Consider the following 23,840-nt stretch of genomic DNA (forward strand, 5'->3'; position numbering starts at 1 on the left):
TGAATATCCGCTTTAAATCATCGCGTTAAAAATATCATTGATAAGAATGAGTGAAAAATAATCGCCAGCATATTATGCCAAATAAAGTCAGAAATAAAAGAGAAAACACCCACCTTGAAAGGGTGGGTGTTGAGACTGAAAAGATTATTGAATATCCCCACAAGATAAACAATACGCATAGCGATTTAACGGGTCGTTCATATTGCGATAAAACTCTGTCTGGGTTTTAACTTCTTTTAAAACAGGTGCAGGTATATACGCTTGTAATGGATCAGGAAGGAGCGCTTTTGCATTAGACGATAAACTCATTATGATCTGCTCTGACAGGCTTAATTCAGGTTTCATCCAATCAACAACAGGCTGGTCAATTTTTGCCATTTTAGCCGCAGCATCAATAGCATCATCAAAATCACCAAACTCATCAACTAAACCCACATTCTTTGCATCTATTCCTACCCACACTCGACCTTGAGCAATACGGTCAATTTGAGCTGGCGTTTTTTTACGAGATTCTGCGACTAAATGAATAAACGTTTTATAACCACTTTCGATATTTAACTGTAAAAGTTCGGCAAACTCTTCAGGTAGTTTATTTGTGACAGATAATCCGGCTAAGGGTGAAGTTGTGACGCCATCAGTATAAACACCAATAGACTCTAAGCTGTTTTCAAAGGTATTAATAACGCCAAAGATGCCAATTGAGCCTGTTAATGTCGATGGGCTAGCAATAATCTTATTTGCAGGGGTTGAGATCCAATATCCACCTGATGCGGCTAAACCTCCCATTGAAACAACCACATGTTTTTTCTGTTGTTTAAAGGCGGCAACTTCACTACGTATTTGCTCTGATGCAGAAACACTACCTCCAGGGCTATTTACACGTAATACAAGTGCCTTAATATTCGGATCTAAACGTGCTTGGCGAATTTGATTAGCAATAGTTGTCCCTCCTGCAGAACCCGGGATACTTTCACCATCAATAATGGCTCCTTGAACAACGACGACGGCAATATTCCCTTCATCATTTGCAGGTAATGATGAAGTTAATGTATCGGCATAATCATAAATGCTGATATTGTTAAATTGTTGGTTTTCTTTATCCCACTGGAAGGTCTCTGTCATATCTGCTTCAAATTGAGCGTATGAGCTTACAGAATCCACTAATTTACGATTTAGCGCATAAGTTGCGTTATCGCCATCTGCATTGCGTAGCTGTGCAATCATCTCTTTTGCACCAGGGAAAACATCTTCTTTGGTAATGCTACGGTTTTCTGCAACTTGGGTTAAATAAGTAGACCATAGTGAATTAACTAAACGTAATGAAGCTTCCCGTGATTCTGCAGACATGTCATTACGCATTAATGGCTCAACCGCGGATTTATACGTTCCTACGCGGAAAATATGAGTACTAACTTTTAAATTTTCTAACAGTGTTTTGTAATAGAGGTTTTGAAAGCCAAAACCATAAATGCCTACGGCACCTTGAGAAGTGAGGTAAATCTTATCTGCATAAGAAGCGAGATAATACTGTGGTTGACTGTAATAGCCACTTACTGCAAAAATCGGTTTGCCTGTCTTTTTAAATTCATTAAGTGCTTTACCAATATAATTTAGCGAAGGCTGGTCTGCGCCTGCAAATTCATCAAGTTTAAGCACCATACCTTTAATTTTGGGATCTTGAGTTGCTCGACGTAACGTGTCGACAACTTCAAATAATGAATTTTCTTGAAGCTGACTACTAGAAACGCCTAAAAGCTCACGTCCAACTTCTCCTAAGGGATTTTGGGTTGCAGTTTGGTCAACAATGACACCTTTAAGGTCAACAAGAAGGGCGCCTTCATAATCCATTGGTTTTTGTGCTTCCTTACTAATTAAGAAAATACCAATAACCATAAAGAGAAGGAAAAAGAAAATAACGTTTAAGATTAATTTCCTGATAAAGTTAATGGCTTGCCAACTGAATTTTAATATTACGCCGATTAACTCCATAATTTTATTCATATTATCTCCACATCATGTAAAGCTAAAATTTAATCCTAAACAGTCATGCTAGAATTATTGGTAAGCAGGTTACATCCACATAATCTCATACTATTAAAACAAAGAATGTTGTTAGCAATAGAGAGAATAGCAATAACAATGAAGGAATATTCTAATATAGCTCTTATTGAATGTCTGTCATTGATTTTTAGGAAACCTCGAATGATAACTCTTTGCTTAAGATGTTATTAAGTAAAAAGTTATTTTACGTAAAAATAGCTAAATAAATTCACACAAAAAGGCATCAAACTAATATGAGAATCGTCGAATTAAAGATAAAAATAGACTTAAATTAACGGAGTAGGCTGATGTTAATCATTTTATGAACAATAATTTACGATTAAATAACCACATCGCTGACTTTTAGAAAAATTTCCGCCTAAATCTGTGGATGGTGGTAATATAACAGTTTGTTATACTGCGAATTGATAAGAACTGTCCATCCCCATAAGAATGGGATCTTGCTAAAATAAAATGCTGACAGGAGAATAAAAATGGATGCATTAACACTGCTTTTGAACCGCCGTTCAGCTTCCCGCCTGACTACACCAGCCCCTGATAGTGAAGCCCTCAATACTATTTTACAAGCTGGTATGCGCGCGCCTGATCATGGTGCACTTAAGCCTTGGCATTTTGTTGTAATGCAAAAGGAAGGTATTGAGCGTTTTAGCCAATTACTGCATAAAGCCGCGGTTGTGAGTAATTTAGGCCCTGAGGTTGAAGAAAAAGCAAAAAATGCACCTTTTCGTGCCCCATTGATCATCACAGTTATTGCGAAAGTGAAAGATCATCCTAAAGTGCCTGAATGGGAGCAAGTTGTTGCAGCAGGTTGTTGCGTACAAGCAATGCAAATGGCCGCTGTTGCACAAGGATTTGGGGGAATTTGGCGCTCAGGCTCTTGGACTCATGACGCAGTTGTAAGAGAAGGGCTTGGCTGTGGTGAACACGACCAGATTATTGGTTTCCTTTATTTAGGTACACCAGCTTTAAAAGCACCAATGACGGTTTCTCCTGCTGACTTAACTGATTTTGTGACTTATTTTTAAAAAAGGATGGCATGTTATGTCTGAAGCAATTCGTTTAACACAATACAGTCATGGTGCAGGTTGTGGTTGTAAAATCTCGCCAAAAGTTTTAGAAACCATTTTACACAGCGAACAAGCTAAATTTCATGATCCTCATTTACTTGTTGGTAATGAAACTAAAGATGATGCCGCTGTTTATGATTTAGGAAATGGTACAGGTATTATCAGCACCACTGATTTTTTTATGCCAATTGTTGATAACCCTTATGACTTTGGGCGTATCGCTGCAACAAATGCAATCAGCGATATTTTTGCAATGGGTGGAAAACCTATTATGGCGATTGCTATTTTAGGTTGGCCAATTAATAAACTGGCACCGGAAATTGCACGTGAAGTGATTGAAGGTGGTCGAGCTGCTTGTCAAGAAGCAGGAATTTCATTAGCTGGTGGTCACTCAATTGATGCGCCAGAACCTATTTTTGGTCTTGCCGTAACGGGTGTAGTGCCTGTGAGTAAAGTGAAGAAAAACAGTGAAGCTAAAGCAGGATGTCAGCTTTTTTTAACTAAACCTTTGGGTATCGGTGTATTAACAACTGCTGAGAAGAAAGGTTTATTAAAACCAGAACACCAAGGTTTAGCGACAGAAATTATGTGTCGTATGAATAAAGCCGGTTCTGATTTTTCTGATATTGATGGTGTCACTGCAATGACTGATGTTACAGGGTTTGGTTTATTAGGGCACTTAAGTGAAATCTGTGATGGCTCTGGTGTACAAGCGACTATTCACTTCTCACAAGTACCAAGATTGCCAGAAGTCGAGTCTTATATTGAACAAGGCTGTGTTCCGGGTGGTACAAGTCGTAACTTTGAAAGTTATGGTCATTTAATTGGTGAGATCACTGAAATGCAACGCAAATTACTCTGTGATCCACAAACATCAGGTGGCTTATTATTAGCAGTATTACCTGAAGCTGTGGAACAAGTTAAAGACGTCGCGGCTCGTTTTGATATTGAACTAACCTCTATCGGTGAGTTAACTGAGCCAGTGGCAGGAAAAGCGTTGATTGAAGTGATTAACTAACGTAATGAGATTATTTATTGCAGAAAAACCCAGCCTTGCTCGAGCTATTGCTGATGTATTGCCAAAACCTCATAAACGGGGCGATGGCTTTATTCTTTGTGGTGATAACCAGTATGTGACGTGGTGTGTTGGTCACTTACTTGAACAAGCTGAGCCGGATGCATACGACCCGCGGTACGCCCGCTGGTCGTTAGATGATTTGCCCATTATTCCTGAAAAATGGCAACTGAAACCCCGAGCTGATGTTAAGAAACAGCTGGAAACCATTAAAACACTGCTTAAGCAGGCACAAGAAGTGATCCACGCGGGAGACCCCGATCGTGAAGGTCAGCTTTTAGTAGATGAAGTGCTTAACTATTTAAATATCAGTGAAGAGCAAAGAAAACAGGCACGCCGTTGCTTAATTAATGACTTAAATCCCGCGGCTGTGACACGTGCTATTGATAAGCTACGGTATAACCATGAATTTGTACCATTATGTGTATCTGCTTTGGCACGAGCAAGAGCAGACTGGCTTTATGGTATCAACATGACGCGAGCCTATACACTCTTAGGCCAGCGCAATGGTTACCAAGGCGTATTATCTGTAGGGCGTGTACAAACGCCTGTATTAGGCTTAGTCGTTCGTCGTGATGAAGAAATTGAAAACTTCGTTCCTAAGGATTTCTTTGAAGTTAAAGCACATGTTGTAACACCTGCTGATGAACGCTTTACTGCGATTTGGCAGCCAAGTGAACATTGTGAACCTTGGCAAGATGAAGAAGGGCGATTATTAAATCGTAAACTTGCAGAGCATGTTGTTGAGAGAATTAAAAACAAACCTGCGTATGTAACGGATTATCAAGATAAGCAAGAATCTGAAATAGCACCACTTCCTTTTTCACTTTCTGCATTACAAATTGAAGCAGCAAAACGTTTTGGTTTAAGTGCACAGCAAGTTTTAGATACATGCCAACGCCTATATGAAACACATAAGCTGATCACGTATCCGCGTTCTGACAGTCGTTATTTACCTGATGAACATTTTGCTGGTCGCCATGCTGTTATTAATGCGATTAGTACACATGATCCAAGCCTATTACCGCAAGCGACCCTAGATATTGATAAAAAGAATCGTTGCTGGGATGATAAAAAAGTTGATGCTCACCATGCGATTATTCCAACGGCAAAAACGAGTAATATCTCATTAAGTGAAAATGAGAAAAATATTTATTATCTCGTGGCTCGCCAATATCTAATGCAATTTATGCCTGATGCAGTTTATCGTAAATGCGTTATTGAACTTGATATTGAGAATGGCAAGTTTATTGCTAAAGCACGTTTTTTAGCACAATCAGGATGGCGAGTATTACTAGGTGCGAAAGAGCAAGATGCTGAAAATGATGGTTCTGCATTGCCAATAGTGGCTAAAGGTGATGAGTTGCTGTGTGAAAAGGGTGAAATTGTTGAAAAGCAAACGCAGCCCCCAAGGCCTTTTACTGATGCAACATTGCTTTCAGCTATGACCGGAATTGCGCGCTTTGTTCAAGATAAAGAACTTAAGAAAATCCTAAGAGCAACAGATGGCTTAGGTACTGAAGCGACAAGGGCGGGGATTATTGAGCTATTATTTAAACGCGGTTTTTTGCAAAAAAAAGGGCGAGCCATTAATTCAACGCCGGCCGGTAGAGCATTAATTCATGTATTGCCCGATATGGCAACCTTACCGGATATGACCGCACACTGGGAATCGATACTCACGCAAATTAGTGAAAAGCAATTTAAATATCAAGATTTTATGATGCCATTAAATAACACCTTGATAGAGTTGATTACTCAAGCAAAACGTCGTCCGAATATTCAAGCTTTTAGAAATCTTCCTGCACCGGCGCATAACAAAAAGCGCAAGACAGCAACGAAAGGAAGTCATAAAGCAAGCGCCAAAAAAAATAAAGCGCAGAGTAAAGACGCAACGACTGAGAGTTAAGCACAAATAAAAAGCACTTTCTCTATATTTAGCGAAGTGCTTTTATTGAATTAAAATTTTATTTGATTAGATTTTAAATTCAGCCCATACAGGGGCATGATCAGATGGTTTTTCCATTCCACGAATATCGTAATCAATTCCTGTTGAAATACAATTATCCGCTAAACAACGACTGGCTAAGAGTAAATCGATACGTAGTCCACGATTGTCATCAAATCCTTTAGAACGATAATCAAACCACGAGAATTTATCATCTGCTTCAGGATGTTGTTGGCGGAAAGTATCTGTTAATCCCCAGCCCATCAATGTTGCCAGCCATTCCCGCTCTTCTGGTAAGAAAGAACATTTACCTGTTTTTAACCAGCGTTTCATATTATTTTCGCCAATACCAATATCTTTATCTGTTGGGCTAATATTTAAATCACCCATAATAAGTACTGGAGAGGTCGGTTTTAAGCTGGCAGTTAGGTAGTTTTGAAGGTCAGCATAAAATTTTTCTTTTGCTGGAAATTTAGTTTCATGATCACGGCTTTCACCTTGAGGGAAATAACCGTTCATCACTGTCAATAAACCCGCGGGTGTTTCGATATCAGCCATGATCATGCGGCGTTGAGCATCATCGTCATCACTAGGAAAACCTTTACGTACTGCGACGGGTTTTTCCTTTGTGAGTAAGGCAACTCCATAATGCCCTTTTTGACCATGATAGAAAACATGATAACCCAAGGCACCCACTGTATCTAATGGAAACATATCATCATGAACTTTTGTTTCTTGAAGTCCAATAACATCTGGCTGATGTTTTTCTATGATAGCTTCAAGTTGGTGAGGACGAGCGCGTAAACCATTAATATTGAAAGAGACAAATTTCATGTGACTGTAACCATTTATATATTGAATAATAGGATGCCTTATACTAACAGGATCATAAAATGAATGTAAGCAAATCACTGAAATGATGGTACAGCTTATCAAGAGAGAGATAAAATAAAGATTATTAAATAGAGTACGCCAATTTAATAAAAATAATTAATTACATAACAAAAAATATTAATTAAACAAACTAGAAACATAAACTAATCTTTGATAGAAGAATATAAGTATTATTATTCTTTATATGTGAAGAATGATGACATAATAAAAATAATATTGTAGTTATAAATTGTATTCATTAAAAGGAGGTAAAAGAATATTTATATAAAACTGCTTTTATATAAAATTAATTTTTAAATTAATTAATCACTATTTCATTTACATCAAATGAATTAATGAAATTATTTTATTCTACACAGCTAAGGAATGGTGAATTATGTTTTTTTCTCGTAAATTAGAAGCCTTTATGGCCGTAGTCGAAAATGGCTCATTAAGTAAAGCTGCTCGGGTGATGAATCGCACAACGCCTCCCGTCGCTAAATCTATCAAAGACTTTGAAGCCGTATTAGGAAAGCGTTTATTTAAACGAGAGAAGTTTGGTATGAGTTTAACCCAAGAAGGGCTTGAGCTTTATAATGATTTGAAATCGCTCTATCTACAGGAAAAAGAGATAACTAAAAAACATATCTCGGGTATTATAAATAATAGCATTCATGTTTATTATGATTGGGGAAAAAGCCAATATTTAACTCAGCTTTATCAAGCAGCAAATAAAAATTATTCCCATATAAATATAATGCGATTCTCAAGAGAAAGCTTTGAAGAAATACCTGATTATGATGGTAATACATTAATATTAAGTTCTGATAAAATTATTAGTGAAAAATTTAGCCTTCTTCATAAAATAGAAAATAAACACTTAGGTATTTGTTGTCAAAAAACACTTGTAAATAGTGTAAATAATAATCTTGATAGACTTTTAAGTGAAAATATTTGGTTATGTGATCCGGCATTATACAAAACAACTAAGATAAAAAAATTAGAGAGTGAAATGGGGGATAGAGGAAAGACTGTGTGTGTCAGAATAATGGATGATCTTAATTGCTGTTTACGTTTTATTCAAACGCATAATTCTCTTTTATTGACAGATGAAAACCCATTGAAAGATGAGTATGAAGCAGACTTATGCTTTATACCATTAATTCAACCTAAGATACGATATAACTGTTACATCTATAAATCTAAGTATCACTCAAGTGTATTGAATCGATTTTTAGATTTAATTAATAAAATGGAATGAAAAGGATTTTTCTAGACTAAAACGAAGAGGAGATGGTGGTGGGAGAAGGATTCGAACCTTCGAAGTCTGTGACGGCAGATTTACAGTCTGCTCCCTTTGGCCGCTTGGGTATCCCACCAACATTAAATTGTTTTGCTGTCCGTGACAGCGGGCGCAATAATACCAAATACCTGAGATCTGTAAAGCGCTATTTTACTAAAAAGAGTCTGACTGCTGTAAAAATGTGCGTATCGTTCAAGCTTTATGCGCTATCGTGTTGATTTTAATTAATATCATCTCTATTAATAAGGGATAAAAATAAACCGCGATATGCTTGATATCGCGGTTTACATTTAGATAGTCATGCTCGCGTTATTAGTGGCAGAAAACTTATAAAATGATTGTTCTGTTACCGTAAACGAATACACGTTGTGAAAGTACCCAATATAATGCATGACTAAGAACATTTTTTTCAACATCTCGACCCGCTCGCATCATATCTTCAGCAGAAAACGTATGGTCAACGTTGATCACATTTTGAGTGATGATTGGACCTTCATCTAAATTATCATTTACGTAGTGTGCAGTTGCCCCTATGATTTTAACACCACGCTCATAAGCCTGATGGTAAGGACGTGCACCAATAAAGGCAGGTAAGAAGGAGTGGTGAATATTAATAATTTGGTTTGGGAAGTTTTGTACAAATGCAGGTGTTAATACACGCATATATTTTGCGAGTACAACATAATCAGGTTTGTATTGATTAATTTGTGTAATTAACTTTTCATCATGTTGATCACGGGTTAAGCCTTCATGGCTAACAAGATGGAAAGGAATACCAAACTGTTCTACTAAATGTTTTAACGTGTCATGATTACCAATAACGGCGGCAATTTCAACATCCAAATCACCGAATGCACTTTTCATTAATAAGTCACCCAAGCAGTGTGCTTCTTTTGTCACCATAATGACGATGCGACGACGGCCTGCGGTATTTAATTCACGTTTTGAACCTTGTGGTAAGGCATCATCTAAATCGGCAAGAAAGGTTTCATCATTAAAGATACCTTCAAGCTCGGTACGCATAAAAAAACGACCTGTACGATGATCAACAAACTCACTATTTTGAACAATATTTAATTGATGTTTATAACAAATATTGGTGATTTTAGCGATAAGTCCTTTTGCATCAGGGCAAATAGTACGTAGTATTTTTTTTTGAATATTTTGGTGTTGCATGTATGGATAAATCCTTTCTTTTACTTCTGTGTTTGCAGTTATTTGATGTTATTTTCACAACATTTTTTGTATTTACGTCCTGAACCACAGGGGCAGGGATCGTTTCGTCCCACTTTCGGTTTCACACCGTCAATATAAAACCAACAGTCATCTATTTTTAGAAAACGAGAGCGTTCATGTAAGTACTGTTTATCATCGGCATTTCTTTCAATAAAGCAAGCTGAGAATTCAACATATGCCTCATTTTTATTTGTGCTCGCTTGCGATGAAATAACATTGAGTCCAAGCCATTGTGTATTTGGAAAGCCTGAAACTAATTCATCATGTAAGGATGCAACACGACAAGAGGGGTGCCACGTTTTTATTAAGTAATCAGCATTATGCTTAACGAACGCGCTATAACGCGAACGCATCAATGCCTCTGCTGTTGGGGCGTTTTTTTGACCTAAATGGTAAGGCTCGCAACAATCAGAGTAGAATAATTGGCTATTGCAGGGGCATAAACTCGACAAAATAATGTCCTAACTCACGTTATCAGTATGACGATTTCCCATAGCGCGAAAAAAGTAACGATTGGGAATAGTTAACGTCAATGTTGAACTAAACTAATAATGTAGCGCTAATTTATCAGCATGTGAAACGATAGTTACCGGAGTCACCAATGAACAAAGCCTTAGTGGGTAAAAAAATTTTAATAATTGATGATGAGGTCGTTTTTCGCACAATGTTGACGGAATATTTCTCACATGAAAAAGCATGTGTCTATACAACAGATAACGGTAGCCAAGCATTATCTTTATTAGAAGGGGGATTGCTTCCTGATCTTATTTTATGTGATATCCGTATGCCGATAATGAATGGGCCCACTTTTTTGTATCATCTTGAACAACTTAAATTGGCTATTCCTGTTATTGCCATTTCATGTGCAGATAATATGGCTGAAATAGATGATATGTTGCGTTTAGGAGCACAGGAGATTTTCCTTAAACCAATAATACATCTTGATAAATTAAAACAAAAAGTCATTGAAGTATTATGTCCTGGTTTTTTTGAATCAGTATTAATAGAAGGCATACACTTAAAACCACTTTGGAATAGCTTACAAAAAGATACTCATTATATTCAGTCGTTCATAAAACAGATGCAACCTCAGGTTAAGCAGGTTGTTGCGGGATATTGTGTTAATTATCGTCAATTAAATGATATAGCTAAGATGGGGTTATTATTTGATATTGCAGCTTTATCAGAAGATCAAATTATTTTCTATTGTGTTGATATATCGAGAGATGATGAAAATGGACTTTTAGTCGCTTTACTTTTACGGGTTGTTTTTAATGATGTATTAAAATCATCAGAAAAAGTACGATCTTTGCCAAGTATGCATAATATGTTGAATAAATTAAATAAAATGATTAATGAAATTGGGGTGAAAGGACAATTTCCTATTACAATTGGTTATTATCATACTCAGAAAAAAAATATCCTTTTAGCCTCAGCAGGCTTAAAAGCTGAAATAAAAACAGAAAGTAAAAAATTCAAATTAAATAGTGGTGTTCCCTTGGGCACCTTGCAACTTTTATATATTAATCAAATAAAATGTGAGGGAACAATTTGGCAATGTAAAATTTGGGATAACACAAATCAGATTAAATTAATGTTTTCTCCTATCTATAAAAGTTAAGTTTAGATTAAATAAAAATAGAATATCGTGCATATATTAAACATAAATGAAGAACTATCTCAATTAACGGGTAGGAGTCTGTTTATCCTTAGATATTAGCTGGTATACTCTGGCGATTATTTTTAATTGTACCCATTCACAATCTGAAAGTAGAACGGTACGAATTGCAGGAGAAATGTAATGTCATCAGCAGTGCGTAAAGTTAGAAAAGCGGTGATCCCTGTTGCTGGATTAGGAACAAGAATGCTACCTGCAACCAAGGCAATTCCAAAAGAGATGTTGCCAGTGGTTGATAAGCCTCTTATTCAATATGTAGTGAATGAGTGTATTGCAGCAGGTATTAATGAAATTGTACTTGTTACACATTCATCTAAAAATTCAATTGAAAACCATTTTGATACCAGTTTTGAATTAGAAGCAATTTTAGAAAAACGAGTTAAACGCCAGTTATTAGAAGAAGTACAAAGCATTTGTCCAAGCCATGTCACTATTATGCAAACTCGTCAGGGAATAGCAAAAGGATTAGGCCATGCTATTTTATGTGCTAAGCCATTAATTGGTGATGAACCTTTCGCTGTTATCCTGCCTGATGTCATTTTAGATAGATACAGTGCTGATTTAACCAAAGTTAACTTAAAAGAGATGCTTTCTCACTTTGAACATTCCGGCGCAAGCCAAATCCTTGTTGAACCTGTTCCTGAAGATGAAGTTTCTAATTATGGTATTGTTGATTGCATGGGCGAAAGCTTATGCCCAGGTGATAGCAAACCAATTACTCGTGTTGTTGAAAAACCTAAAAAAGAAGAAGCACCTTCGAATTTATCTATCGTAGGGCGTTATGTGTTATCTGAAAGTATTTGGCCACTCTTAGCGAAAACTGCACCAGGTGCTGGAGATGAAATTCAGTTAACTGATGCAATTGCAATGCTGATTGAAAAAGAAGCTGTTGAAGCTTATCACCTACAAGGGAAAAGCCACGATTGTGGTAATAAACTAGGGTATATGAAAGCTTTTGTAGAGTATGGAATACAGCACGAAGAGTTTGGCGAAGATTTTGCCCAATGGATAAAATCATTAAAAATACAATAAAATAAAGCTTATTAACCATCATTTATCTAGTTAATTTCACTGTATAATTCCTGTCAATGTATAATGCATAATAAGTGATTATTTTGTGGGAAAAGCTAGATAAAGTGATTGTAGGAGATTAAGGTATGGCTCAATGCATATAGTATTGAGCCATGTTGATTTCTGTTATGTATGATGATGTTAAGCGTTATGATGTTTAATCGAGGTGATATTAAGTATGATAGCGTTGGCATAAAAATAAATTATTGGGCTATTTGAGTGATAATATGAAAATATTGGTAACAGGTGCGGCGGGTTTTATTGGCTATCATATGAGTCAGCGTTTAATCGAAATGGGTTATCATGTTGTTGGAATAGATAACCTGAATGATTATTATGATGTACGCTTAAAAGAAGCTCGATTAGCTAAATTACAACAGCTAGAAAAATTCCATTTTGAAAAACTTGATATTGTTGATTCAGTAAAAGTGGCTCAATTATTTGCATCACACCAATTTGACCGAGTTATTCATTTAGCTGCTCAACCTGGGGTTCGTTATTCAATTGAAAACCCAATGGCATATATTGATGCGAATATTGTTGGTCATATTAATATATTAGAAGGATGTCGCCATAATAAAGTCGGACATCTTATCTACTCCTCATCAAGCTCTGTTTATGGTTTAAATCAGAAGCAGCCTTTCTCAACAGAAGATAGTGTTGATCATCCTGTTTCATTATATGCGGCAACAAAGAAAGCCAATGAATTAATGTCTCATAGCTATTCACATTTATATCAATTACCAACAACGGGATTACGTTTCTTCACGGTATATGGCCCTTGGGGACGTCCTGATATGGCATTATTTAAATTCACCAAAGCAATGTTAGCAGGTGAACCTATTGATGTTTATAACGGTGGAAATATGACGCGTGATTTCACTTATGTTGATGATATCGTGGGATCCGTTGTTCGATTGGTTAATGTTATACCAGAAGCAGATGAAAACTGGACAGTAGAGAAAGGTGAAACATCTTCAAGTTCTGCTCCTTATAAAATCTATAATGTGGGTAATGGGCAACCAACTAAATTGATGGCATTTATTGAAGCGATAGAAAAATCATTAAATATTAAAGCTAAATTGAATTTAATGCCGATGCAAGATGGTGATGTTCTTTCTACTTGTGCCGATTGCCAAGACTTGTCTGAAACAATAGGTTTCTCACCGAATACAGAAGTAGAATATGGCGTAAAACAGTTTGTTGATTGGTATTTAAGTTATTATAAAAATTAATAATATTAGTTTCATTAAATCAAAAAAAAGGGAGCGATAAAGCTCCTTTTTCATTATAAATAACGTAGTTATTACATTTTTTATTTTGTTTACCCTCATCTAATACAAACAACATCAGCACATATTAAAATTAAACGCTTGTTTAATTAAATGGGATAAACAACAAAATACCCTTTTAAGTAATTAAAAGGGTATTTCAAATAGAGTATTGACTGTAAATTACAGCAGGAAATCTTCTAATGATTTGCCTTCTTCATCAATAGCACGTTTGATTACAGCTGGTGTACGACCTTGGCCTGTCCAAGTTTTAGTTTCACCATTATCATCAACGTAAGAATATTTAGCTGGGCGAGCTGCACGTTTAGCACGGCCAGTTTTATTAGTTGCACTTGCTTCAAGTAAGTCTGTTGGATCAATACCGGCTTCTTCTAACATTTCACGGTATTTTTGTAATTTCTGAACACGTTCTTCTTCAGCTGCTTTTTCTAATGAGAATTCTTCACGACGCTCATTAACGACAACTTCGAGTTTCTCCAGCATTTCTTCTAAAGTTTCTAAAGAAGTTTCTCTTGCTTGTGCGCGGAGAGTACGGATGTTATTTAATATTTTTAAAGATTCGCTCATTTTCCTGGTCTCAAATAAATGTTGTTGGCTGATGTAATACTAATAATAGATTGCTATTTAAATTTCTGCAATACCTAAATACAAACCTTACGTAAAATTTCTTTTTTTTAAACTAATATCTCAACGAAAAAAATAATAAAAGTTGAGGTATCTTTAGTCAATAAAGGAAATATTAGTAAGGAAATGCATCTTTTAAGTGATGATAGCGCTAATGCTAAAGAATAGAAAGCTTTGTTCATTTTTTTATAATAACTGACTTTTTTCTAAAAATGGAATCGGACTAACTTTCATACTTTAATAAAGGTATATCAAGGTGTGTTTTAATATGTTAAGTACTTATTAAAGCTATTTATTTTTTAAACAAAATTAGCATTAACAACAAACTTTATCTTTGGATGGTATATCTAGAATAGAAATAAAGGCTATAAATACTTGTTATAGATAACTTGTAGATTGTTTATGTTAGACTGTCGTTCGTGAAAATAAACACTATTTAAGGAGAGAGCTGATGGCTCAGCTTTACTTTTATTATTCAGCCATGAATGCTGGAAAATCAACATCTTTATTGCAATCCTCTTATAACTATAATGAACGAGGAATGCGCACATTGATTTTCACAGCGGCTATTGATACACGCTTTGCAAAGGGAAAGGTTAGCTCAAGAATAGGATTAAGTGCTGATGCATTACTCTTTAGTGATGATATGAATATTCGTGATGTTATTGTTGCTGAACATAACAAACAACCTATTCACTGTGTATTGATTGATGAATGCCAATTTTTAAGTAAGGCACATGTTGAACAACTTTGCGAAATAACGGATACCTATGATATTCCTGTTCTCACTTATGGATTAAGAACGGACTTTAGAGGTGAGTTATTTACTGGCAGTGCTTATTTATTAGCATGGGCTGATAAGCTTGTAGAACTTAAAACAGTATGTTACTGCGGTAGAAAGGCAAATAAAGTACTACGCCTAGATGATAAAGGAAATGTTCTGAGTGATGGTGCTCAAGTTGAAATAGGTGGAAATGAAAAATATGTTTCAGTCTGTCGTAAGCATTATACGCAGGCAACCTTAAAAGGGTGTATTGAACAAGAGTAACTTTTTCAATTTCCCTCTTTTACTAATTTGTTAGGGTAAAAGAGGGGGATGAAATAAGAATTCAAATAAAGCGTTATATTATGTAATACCAAAAAATGTTTATACATTTTTAATTTTTAGCCAATTTGTTGGCTTTTTTTATATCAAAATGCGGTGAGTTTGATTTTCTTTTGTGAAGATATGTTATTTTTTGACAGGAAAATTTATTTATTTCATCGATTTCATTATCATTAATCAAAAAAGACATAATCAAATATACGTAAGGTGTTTATTTTGTGATGTCGATATTGTTTTTTACAAATGATAAGAGAGAGGGACATTTGATTCATTTATATTGTTCATAGTTTAATAAAGTTGAATAAAGATAGGCGGAAAACACTAAAAGATATTTCGTTTATCTATGGTTAGTATAATGAAACGTTTATATCAGGTTTTATAGATGCTGATTATAGACTGTTTAAGTTATCATTGAATAAATAAAACACTTCATTTTGTAGCTGTTAATACGGATAAACAGGCTCTTCTCATACTCCTAAAGGAGTAAGTTTCTAAGCGTAATGTACAAATAGCGACCTTTATTACGTTATTATTTCGGTAATAAGTTAATCAGCTTCATTCTGATAATACTTTATTGAGATTATATTTTTTATAAATCCAACGCGGTTAGAGATATAAAATATTTATATCTCCATATTTTAAACACAAATTAATAATCCAAATAATGAAGTCTATTTGTTTTATCGGATAAGAATTCAATTGTAAGAAAGCGTAAAGTAATCACGATGATTTCAAATAACATTTTGTTATCGTCATTATGTGAAGGATATAAGATAAGAGTGAGATGATTAAACTAACTAAATCAAAGAGGGGAGAGTTTGACGCGTTCTATAATCCCCTACAAAGCATTTTTTATCATGTGGTAATACGTTGGTATGGCTTGATCGATGAGTTGCTCAGCGCCTTTTCTAGAGCCAATTATGAATGCATAAAGAAAGGTGTTATTTTTATAGTAAAAATCAAATTTACAAAATAAGTATAACTACTTATATTTTATGGCTAAATAGTGACCTATCACGCCTTATTCCTCAATATTAGAAAACAGTCGCAAATTATAGATAAGCAAATGAGAAGCCATAAAAAAACCCAGCCATGGTAGGACTGGGTTTCTATTTAAGAATAAATAACCGAAATATTGAGGATCACACTAGTACAGTGTATTTCAATTATTTTTTACTGCTTTTTTTAGCTGGTTTTGTCTCTTCTTTTACTTCAACAACTGGATGTTCATTAAATTCACGACCATAGTAAGAATCTAATAACAGTTGTTTTAGTTCAGATATCAGTGGGTAACGTGGGTTAGCACCAGTACACTGATCGTCAAACGCATCTTCAGATAATTTATCAACCCTTGCTAAGAAATCACTTTCTTGGACACCAGCTTCACGAATAGAAGATGGAATTCCTAATGAAGATTTCATTTCCTCTAACCAAGCTAATAACTTCTCAATTTTAGCAGCAGTACGGTCACCCGGTGCTGAAAGTTCTAAGTGGTCAGCGATTTCTGCATAGCGACGGCGTGCTTGAGGGCGGTCGTATTGGCTAAATGCAGTTTGTTTTGTTGGGTTGTCATTAGCGTTATAACGAATAACGTTTGAAATTAATAACGCATTAGCTAAACCATGAGGAATATGGAACTCAGAGCCTAATTTATGCGCCATTGAGTGACAAACACCCAAGAATGCGTTAGCAAAAGCAATACCCGCAATAGTTGCCGCATTATGAACACGTTCACGAGCAACTGGGTTTTTAGCCCCTTCATGATAACTTGCTGGCAGATATTCTTTCAGTAACTTCAATGCTTGCAGTGCTTGTCCGTCAGAATATTCGTTAGCTAATACAGAAACATAAGCTTCTAATGCGTGAGTTACTGCGTCTAAACCACCAAATGCACACAATGATTTAGGCATATTCATAACAAGGTTTGCATCAACAATAGCCATATCTGGTGTTAATGCATAGTCTGCTAATGGGTATTTTTGACCGGTTTCATCATCAGTTACAACTGCAAATGGTGTTACTTCAGAGCCTGTACCTGATGTTGTTGTGATAGCAACCATTTGTGCTTTCACACCCATTTTCGGGAACTTATAAATACGTTTACGGATATCCATAAAACGTAATGCTAATTCTTCGAAGTGAGTTTCTGGGTGCTCATACATAACCCACATGATTTTTGCCGCATCCATCGGGGAACCACCACCTAATGCGATGATCACGTCAGGTTTAAAGCTGTTCATTTGTTCTGCGCCTTTGCGCACAACACTTAATGTTGGGTCTGCTTCAACTTCAAAGAAGACTTCTGTTTCAACACCAAATTTTTTCAGTACACGAGTTACTTCATCAACATAACCATTGTTGAATAAGAAACCATCGGTCACGATAAAAGCACGTTTTTTACCATCTGTCGCAATCTCTTCCAGTGCGATAGGTAAACAACCACGGCGGAAGTAAATAGATTTAGGGAGTTTATGCCACAACATATTTTCTGCTCTTTTCGCCACGGTTTTAGTGTTGATAAGGTGTTTTGGCCCTACGTTTTCTGAAATGGAGTTACCACCCCATGAACCACAACCTAAAGTTAGAGAAGGAGCAAGTTTAAAGTTGTATAAATCACCAATACCACCTTGAGATGCTGGAGTATTGATTAAGATACGAGATGTTTTCATTTTATCGCCGAAATAGGCAACATGTTCAGGACAATTATCTTGGTCTGTATATAAGCAAGATGTATGACCGATACCACCCATTTCAACTAATTTTTCTGCTTTATGTACCGCATCTTCAAACGATTGAGCGTGGTACATTGCTAGTAGTGGAGATAATTTTTCGTGAGCAAATGGTTCTGCTTCTGTAGTTTCTTTTACTTCACCAATTAAAATTTTGGTATTTACAGGTACTTCAATGCCAGCCATTTCAGCAATTTTTGTTGCTGGTTGACCTACAATAGCTGCGTTTAAGTTACCGTCTTTTAAGATGATATCTTGAACCGCTTTTAATTCTTTACCTGTTAGCATATAACCGCCGTGAGTTGAGAAACGCTCACGAACTTGTTTATAGATGCTATCAACAACGATAACAGATTGTTCTGACGCACAAATTACGCCGTTATCGAAAGTTTTAGACATTAAGATTGATGCTACAGCACGTTTAATATCTGCTGAGTCATCAATAACGACTGGCGTATTACCCGCACCAACACCGATAGCAGGTTTACCTGAACTATATGCTGCTTTAACCATGCCTGGACCACCTGTTGCTAAGATCAGGTTGATATCTTCATGGTGCATTAATGCGTTAGAGAGGGCGACTGATGGTTCATCAATCCAACCAATAATGTCTTTTGGCGCACCCGCGGCGATAGCTGCATTTAAAACGATTTCAGCAGCACGGTTTGTCGCTTCTTTTGCTCGAGGGTGTGGAGAGAAAATAATACCATTACGTGTTTTTAAGCTAATTAATGCTTTAAAAATCGCAGTAGAAGTTGGGTTAGTGGTCGGTACGATACCACAGATGATCCCAATAGGTTCAGCAATGGTTATTGTGCCGTAAGTGAGATCTTCAGATAAAATCCCGCAGGTTTTTTCGTCTTTATACGCATTGTAGATATACTCAGAAGCAAAGTGGTTTTTTATCACTTTATCTTCAACGATACCCATACCAGACTCTTTGACGGCCAATTTTGCAAGAGGAATACGAGCATCAGCGGCAGCTAATGCAGCAGCACGGAAAATAGCATCAACTTGTTCTTGAGAGAAATTAGCAAATTCACGTTGGGCTTTTTTTACACGAGCAACCAAATCATTGAGTTCAGTAACGTTAGTTACAGACATAAAGAGACTCCTGATAAAATGTTAAATTTTTTAAGCAAATTAGCCGTTTTCATCATAATTAATAAGAATAGCTTAGAAAGATGATAATGTGCTCAATTCGATAATAATTATTAGAGAGCATAATTTGCTTAAAAAACTTAAAAAAAACAATAATCAAGGAAAATATATTTTTGAAGTAGCCCTCTTTCTTTGAATGATAACAGCTTACCATCTTTCTAATTAATTAACGTGATATATATCACAAAATTGGCAAGCTGACACCTTTCAGCATGGCTTTTTATGAGAATGATTCTTATATGTAATAAATCTTCAACGATTTTTTTGTCGTAGACTTGATTTCGATATAAAATTAAACCACTAGGTTTTAATCAGTTTACAATAGAATATTTTAGGTAAAAACTTGTTAACTAATAGAATTAACTGGTTTATTGATTTAAAGTAACGCGCATTTTTTGGAGTTAATCTATCTTTTTATAGATAATTCGCATGTTTATTAGCCAATAAGGGGCTTTTCATGGGGTCATTACTGGATTTATCCGGTTATATTAAATTTTTTGTCGGTCTTTTTGCGATTGTAAATCCAATTGGTATTTTGCCAGTCTTTATCAGTATGACGAGTTATCAAACTGATGCAGGGCGCAACAAAACAAACTTAATTGCGAATGGCTCTGTTGCAATTATTTTAGTCTCTTCTCTGTTAATCGGTGATTCTATACTGAATGTTTTCGGTATTTCTATCGACTCGTTTCGTATAGCTGGTGGGATACTGATTGTTACCATTGCCATGACGATGATTAATGGGCGTTTAGGGGAAGATAAACAAAACAACCAAGAACGAAACGAATCCGCAGTACGCAATAGTGTTGCGGTTGTACCTTTAGCATTACCATTAATGGCGGGACCCGGGGCAATCAGTTCCTGTATTGTGTGGAGCTCTCGCTGGGAAGGGTTTACTAATTTTATAGGACTAGCCGCAACCAGTATCTTTTTTGCCTTTTGCTGTTGGTTGCTGTTTCGCAGTGCAACACTATTAGTAAAATATTTAGGGCAAACTGGCATTAATGTGGTTACTCGTATAATGGGTTTATTATTAATGTCGTTAGGTATTGAATTTATTGTGACCGGATTGCGTTCTATTTTCCCCGGCTTATTAGTTTAAACACAGCGCAGAACAATTAAAAAGAGCAGTATTAATAATGCAATACTGCTCGGTTCCTTTCTTTTATTTATTCTCTTTTATCTCAATCGAGACGATGTATCCCTTTTGATAACGCCTCCCGATCATAATGTTGTGTTAGTTCACCATTTTCCATTAATGCGGCTCTATCTGACATATGTGCAATAACATCAGCATCATGGCTGACTAATAAATATGTCATATTATGCTCTTTTTTCAGGGTGTTAAGCAGATTTAAGATCTCGGCTTGTACTGACATATCTAGCGCTGAGGTTGGCTCGTCTAAAAGCAATAATTGAGGTTGTAATAAAAGGGCTCTGGCAATGGCGACGCGTTGACGCTGTCCACCCGAAAGTTGATGAGGATAACGACTTGTCACATCTGCAGGCAAACCAACTTGGGCCAATGCTTGCTTAATCGTATCTTTATCGAAAGGAATTTGATGGATTTTTAAAGGCTCGGAAAACGCACGCTCAATACGGTGTTGAGGGTGTAAAGAGGCGTAGGGATCTTGAAATACCATTTGTATATTACGACGTAATGCGCCTTGAAAACGTTGTTGTGGTTTAATGGTTTGCCCTAAAAGTGACATGTTACCTTGCCAATGAGTCAATAATCCAGCAATCACTCGTAAAATAGTCGATTTTCCGCAACCAGAACGACCTATTAAGCTAAAAGTTTCACCTTGTTGAACATGTAAGTTGATCCCTTTTACAACGTGCTTTGCTTGTTTGCCTTGCTCAAATTGAACATGTAAATCATGAATGTCAATTAACATGATGTAGCCCCTTGAAATTAAGCGTCCTATCTAATACCGGCAATTGCGTGCCATAAGTGCTTGCATTAGGTCTGCATGTCCAAAGTGTACGAGTATAAGGGTGCGTAGCTGTCGGTAGCGCTTTCGCATTGAGTTCATCCACTTGTTCGCCTTGGTACATCACCATTACACGTTCGCAATATTCGGCAACAAGAGGCAAATCATGGCTAATTAACAATAGGCCCATGTTGCGTTGTTCACATTGCATGGTGATCAGTTCAAGAATTTGATGACGCAACTGAGCATCAAGTGCTGATGTCGGCTCATCGGCAATTAAAATAGTAGGGTTATTGATTAGCGCAATAGCTATCATTGCTCGTTGCCCCATACCACCTGATAATTCACCGGGATAGCGATAAATATTCTGTTCAGGTAAACCGACAGACAGTAGTGTATCGATGATAAGTTGACGTCTATCTTGGCGAGAAAGTTTTTGATGCTGTTTGACGGTTTCTTCTACTTGCTGATAAATGGTTTTTACCGGATTTAAGGCATAACGAGGATCTTGTAATACCATTGAAATCGTATTACCTCGGATGTTATTCCATTGGCGCGATGAGAAATCCAATAAATTATTTCCCTGCAAATTGAGTTTATCTGCACTGACTTTTCCTGGCTGACGAACTAATCCCATTAATGCACGAGCGGTCATTGATTTGCCTGAGCCTGATTCGCCAACAACCGCTAAACGCTCTTGACCTAAAGAGAAAGAAACATTATTGACAACTCTTGCTTTTGGGAAATCGATGCAGAGGTTATTGACCTCAATTAATGGTGTTTTATTCATGGGTATCTCCCAATACGTCGCGTAATCCATCACCCAATAAATTAAATGCCAGACTGCTGATTAAAATCGCTGTACCCGGAATAGCGGCTACCCACCATTGGTCAAAAATAACAGGCATACCTTCTGCGATCATTGCTCCCCATTCAGCCATAGGAGGGCGAGCACCTAATCCAAGAAAACCCAGACCTGCGGCAGCAAGAATAATCACCGCCAAATTAAGGGCTAAACGTACAATGGCTGACGGTAAGCATAGAGGTAAAATATGTCCCCATAAAAGTCGAATACCTTTAATTCCCATCATTTCGGCTGCAGCAAGATAATCACTATTACGCAAATGTTGAATTTCACTGCGAGATTGACGTGCATAAGCAGGCCATGCAGTTAAAGCCAGTGCTAATGCACCATTTAGCAGGCCAGGACCTAACATTGCGACAAAGGCAAAGGCGAGAATAAGAGAAGGCATCGACATTACAATATCGGTGATGCGCATTAAAATACGTTCAGTCCAACCGCCGTAATATCCAGATAAAATCCCGATCAACAATCCTAATGGTAAGGTGATAATAGCCACCAATCCCACCAAACCTAGCATTGGGCGAGTACCATAGATAAGGCGAGAAAGAATATCGCGTCCATAATTGTCTGTGCCTAGCCAATGTTCAGCATTGGGTGCTAACAAACGTTGGGCTGCATGTTGCCAATTGGGATCATAAGGGGCTAACCAAGGTGCAAAAATAGCAATAATTAACAGTAAAATAAGCAACGATAAACCGATAAATGCGGAAGGCGAACGCGCTATTTTTCTTAAAAATGAAGGTGACATTAGCGGAGCCTCGGATCAGTCAAACGAATAACGATATCGGTAATATTATTAATAAAGACAAAGCATAAACCGATAACTAAAGTACCACCCATAATAGCGGTGGTATCACCCGCAAAAAGTGCGGTTGTAAGATATCGACCGATTCCCGGCCAAGAAAAGACCGTTTCTGTTAATACCGCCCCTTCTAACATACCGGTATAAGATAGGGCGATAATAGTCATTAAAACACCACGAATATTGGGTAATACGTGATAAAAAAGAATACGTAACTCACCAATGCCTTTTGCTCTCGCTAGTGTGACATACTCTTTATTCATTTCGTTTAAACAGGCCGAACGAGTTAAACGAGTAATAGAAGCAAGGGCAAAATAAGCTAACAGAGAAACGGGCAAAATAAGGTGTGATAACGCGTTAAAAAAGGCGTCTTTATCACCTGCTAATAAGGTATCGATTAACGCAAAGCCTGTTACGGGTTCAATCGTAAATTGATAGATATCGTCTAATCGTCCGGGGCCAGCAGTCCATTGTAATGTGGCATAGAAGATCAATAGCAAAATCAAACCTAACCAGAAAATAGGAACAGAGCTACCCAATAGCGTCAAAATGCGCAAAATAAAATCGAGAGGTGTTCCCACAAATCGCGCACATAAAACACCGAATAAAATACCGAGACTGGCACCAATCAGTAATGCAATCGTCGCTAATTCTAATGTCGCGGGGAATGTTGCTAACAAATCATCAAGCACTGGCTGGCCTGTTGATGTTGCTGTACCTAAATGCCCTTGTAGCAGTGCTTCCACATAGTGAAAAAACTGCATATAGAGAGGTAAATCCAGCCCTAATTCATGTTTGACTTGGTTATAGGTTTCGAGGCTTGCATGATCACCAACAATTTGCAGAACAGGATCAACAGGGGAAAGTGCAGAAAGCGTGAAAGTAATTACAAGAAGCCCAAAAAGTGTAAGTACTAATGTCAATATTCCTTGAGCAAAAGTAATTAACTGACTTTTTAGACGAATAGGTAACGTCATAGCAGTATTCATACAGCAATAGCCTAGTGAAATGGCAAA

At 36.7% G+C, this 23,840-nt stretch carries 19 protein-coding genes and 1 tRNA gene; 9 read left to right on the plus strand and 11 right to left on the minus strand.

Annotation, left to right across the window (positions count from 1 at the left end):
- Positions 1-144: 144 nt before the first annotated feature.
- Entirely contained in the window at positions 145-2,001 is a 1,857-nt protein-coding gene (sppA, locus tag CUB63_RS02065; RefSeq protein ID WP_109847348.1) for a signal peptide peptidase SppA, read from the minus strand.
- Between the two features lie 533 nt (positions 2,002-2,534).
- On the opposite strand from sppA, the gene CUB63_RS02070 reads away from it, so the two are divergent.
- Genes CUB63_RS02070 through CUB63_RS02080 form a run of 3 tightly spaced genes read left to right on the plus strand, consistent with a single transcriptional unit; the run spans position 2,535 to position 6,112 of the window.
- Positions 2,535-3,086, plus strand: coding sequence for an NAD(P)H nitroreductase (locus tag CUB63_RS02070; RefSeq protein WP_006536414.1), 552 nt, complete (start codon positions 2,535-2,537; stop codon positions 3,084-3,086).
- A 16-nt stretch (positions 3,087-3,102) separates the two neighbouring features.
- The gene (gene selD, locus CUB63_RS02075) at positions 3,103-4,146 is read left to right on the plus strand and encodes a selenide, water dikinase SelD (protein WP_109847349.1); all 1,044 of its coding nucleotides are present in this window, start codon (positions 3,103-3,105) and stop codon (positions 4,144-4,146) included.
- Between the two features lie 4 nt (positions 4,147-4,150).
- Positions 4,151-6,112, plus strand: coding sequence for a DNA topoisomerase III (locus CUB63_RS02080; RefSeq protein WP_109847350.1), 1,962 nt, complete (start codon positions 4,151-4,153; stop codon positions 6,110-6,112).
- A 66-nt stretch (positions 6,113-6,178) separates the two neighbouring features.
- Here the strand turns inward: CUB63_RS02080 and xthA are convergent, their stop codons facing one another.
- Positions 6,179-6,985 carry an exodeoxyribonuclease III gene (xthA, locus tag CUB63_RS02085; RefSeq protein ID WP_109400572.1) on the minus strand — a complete coding sequence of 269 codons (807 nt, stop codon included), beginning with the start codon at positions 6,983-6,985 and terminating at the stop codon, positions 6,179-6,181.
- 436 nt (positions 6,986-7,421) lie between these two features.
- Between xthA and CUB63_RS02090 the strand changes: the two genes are divergently transcribed.
- A complete protein-coding gene (locus CUB63_RS02090) occupies positions 7,422-8,285 on the plus strand; it encodes a helix-turn-helix domain-containing protein (protein WP_072064099.1) in 864 nt (287 codons plus the stop codon).
- Between the two features lie 33 nt (positions 8,286-8,318).
- Here CUB63_RS02090 and CUB63_RS02095 read toward each other — a convergent pair.
- The 3 genes from CUB63_RS02095 to CUB63_RS02105 all read right to left on the minus strand — a co-directional run bounded on the left by CUB63_RS02095 (position 8,319) and on the right by CUB63_RS02105 (position 10,015).
- Positions 8,319-8,403 (minus strand) — tRNA-Tyr (locus CUB63_RS02095).
- A 251-nt stretch (positions 8,404-8,654) separates the two neighbouring features.
- Entirely contained in the window at positions 8,655-9,503 is an 849-nt protein-coding gene (purU, locus tag CUB63_RS02100; RefSeq protein ID WP_072064098.1) for a formyltetrahydrofolate deformylase, read from the minus strand.
- A gap of 38 nt (positions 9,504-9,541) precedes the next feature.
- Complete coding sequence (locus CUB63_RS02105; protein WP_109400570.1) at positions 9,542-10,015, minus strand: YchJ family protein; 474 nt, start codon at positions 10,013-10,015, stop codon at positions 9,542-9,544.
- Positions 10,016-10,164: 149 nt separating this feature from the next.
- Here CUB63_RS02105 and rssB point away from each other — a divergent pair, with 149 nt between their 5' ends.
- The 3 genes from rssB (at position 10,165) to CUB63_RS02120 (ending at position 13,547) form a co-directional block, all read left to right on the plus strand.
- Complete coding sequence (gene rssB / locus CUB63_RS02110) at positions 10,165-11,184, plus strand: two-component system response regulator RssB (RefSeq protein ID WP_109847351.1); 1,020 nt, start codon at positions 10,165-10,167, stop codon at positions 11,182-11,184.
- A gap of 180 nt (positions 11,185-11,364) precedes the next feature.
- Complete coding sequence (galU, locus tag CUB63_RS02115) at positions 11,365-12,273, plus strand: UTP--glucose-1-phosphate uridylyltransferase GalU (RefSeq protein ID WP_006536427.1); 909 nt, start codon at positions 11,365-11,367, stop codon at positions 12,271-12,273.
- A gap of 266 nt (positions 12,274-12,539) precedes the next feature.
- Positions 12,540-13,547 (plus strand): NAD-dependent epimerase, encoded by a 1,008-nt coding sequence (locus tag CUB63_RS02120; protein WP_006536428.1) that lies wholly within the window; start codon positions 12,540-12,542, stop codon positions 13,545-13,547.
- 219 nt (positions 13,548-13,766) lie between these two features.
- On the opposite strand, the gene hns is transcribed toward CUB63_RS02120, so the two are convergent.
- Positions 13,767-14,171: a histone-like nucleoid-structuring protein H-NS gene (gene hns, locus CUB63_RS02125; protein WP_006536429.1), complete on the minus strand. Its 405-nt coding sequence runs from the start codon at positions 14,169-14,171 to the stop codon at positions 13,767-13,769.
- A gap of 508 nt (positions 14,172-14,679) precedes the next feature.
- Between hns and CUB63_RS02130 the strand changes: the two genes are divergently transcribed.
- Positions 14,680-15,276, plus strand: coding sequence for a thymidine kinase (locus tag CUB63_RS02130; protein WP_006536430.1), 597 nt, complete (start codon positions 14,680-14,682; stop codon positions 15,274-15,276).
- Between the two features lie 1,223 nt (positions 15,277-16,499).
- On the opposite strand, the gene adhE is transcribed toward CUB63_RS02130, so the two are convergent.
- Positions 16,500-19,166: a bifunctional acetaldehyde-CoA/alcohol dehydrogenase gene (adhE, locus tag CUB63_RS02140; RefSeq protein ID WP_072064093.1), complete on the minus strand. Its 2,667-nt coding sequence runs from the start codon at positions 19,164-19,166 to the stop codon at positions 16,500-16,502.
- 514 nt (positions 19,167-19,680) lie between these two features.
- Between adhE and CUB63_RS02145 the strand changes: the two genes are divergently transcribed.
- Positions 19,681-20,325, plus strand: a complete 645-nt coding sequence (locus tag CUB63_RS02145) for a YchE family NAAT transporter (RefSeq protein ID WP_006536434.1) — start codon at positions 19,681-19,683, stop codon at positions 20,323-20,325.
- An 82-nt stretch (positions 20,326-20,407) separates the two neighbouring features.
- Here CUB63_RS02145 and CUB63_RS02150 read toward each other — a convergent pair whose 3' ends face one another.
- The 4 genes from CUB63_RS02150 to CUB63_RS02165 are packed head-to-tail and all read right to left on the minus strand — an operon-like array spanning position 20,408 to position 23,813.
- On the minus strand, positions 20,408-21,121 hold the full coding sequence (locus tag CUB63_RS02150) for an ABC transporter ATP-binding protein (protein WP_006536435.1): 714 nt from the start codon (positions 21,119-21,121) through the stop codon (positions 20,408-20,410).
- Positions 21,111-21,947 (minus strand): ABC transporter ATP-binding protein, encoded by an 837-nt coding sequence (locus CUB63_RS02155; RefSeq protein ID WP_006536436.1) that lies wholly within the window; start codon positions 21,945-21,947, stop codon positions 21,111-21,113. The genes CUB63_RS02150 and CUB63_RS02155 overlap by 11 nt, the downstream gene beginning before the upstream one ends.
- Entirely contained in the window at positions 21,940-22,770 is an 831-nt protein-coding gene (locus CUB63_RS02160; protein ID WP_006536437.1) for an ABC transporter permease, read from the minus strand. Before CUB63_RS02160 ends, CUB63_RS02155 begins: the two co-directional genes overlap by 8 nt.
- On the minus strand, positions 22,770-23,813 hold the full coding sequence (locus CUB63_RS02165; protein WP_006536438.1) for an ABC transporter permease: 1,044 nt from the start codon (positions 23,811-23,813) through the stop codon (positions 22,770-22,772). Before CUB63_RS02165 ends, CUB63_RS02160 begins: the two co-directional genes overlap by 1 nt.
- Positions 23,814-23,840: the final 27 nt, after the last annotated feature.

The sequence above is a fragment of the Proteus penneri genome (assembly GCF_003144535.1).
Taxonomy (GTDB): Bacteria; Pseudomonadota; Gammaproteobacteria; order Enterobacterales; family Enterobacteriaceae; genus Proteus; species Proteus penneri.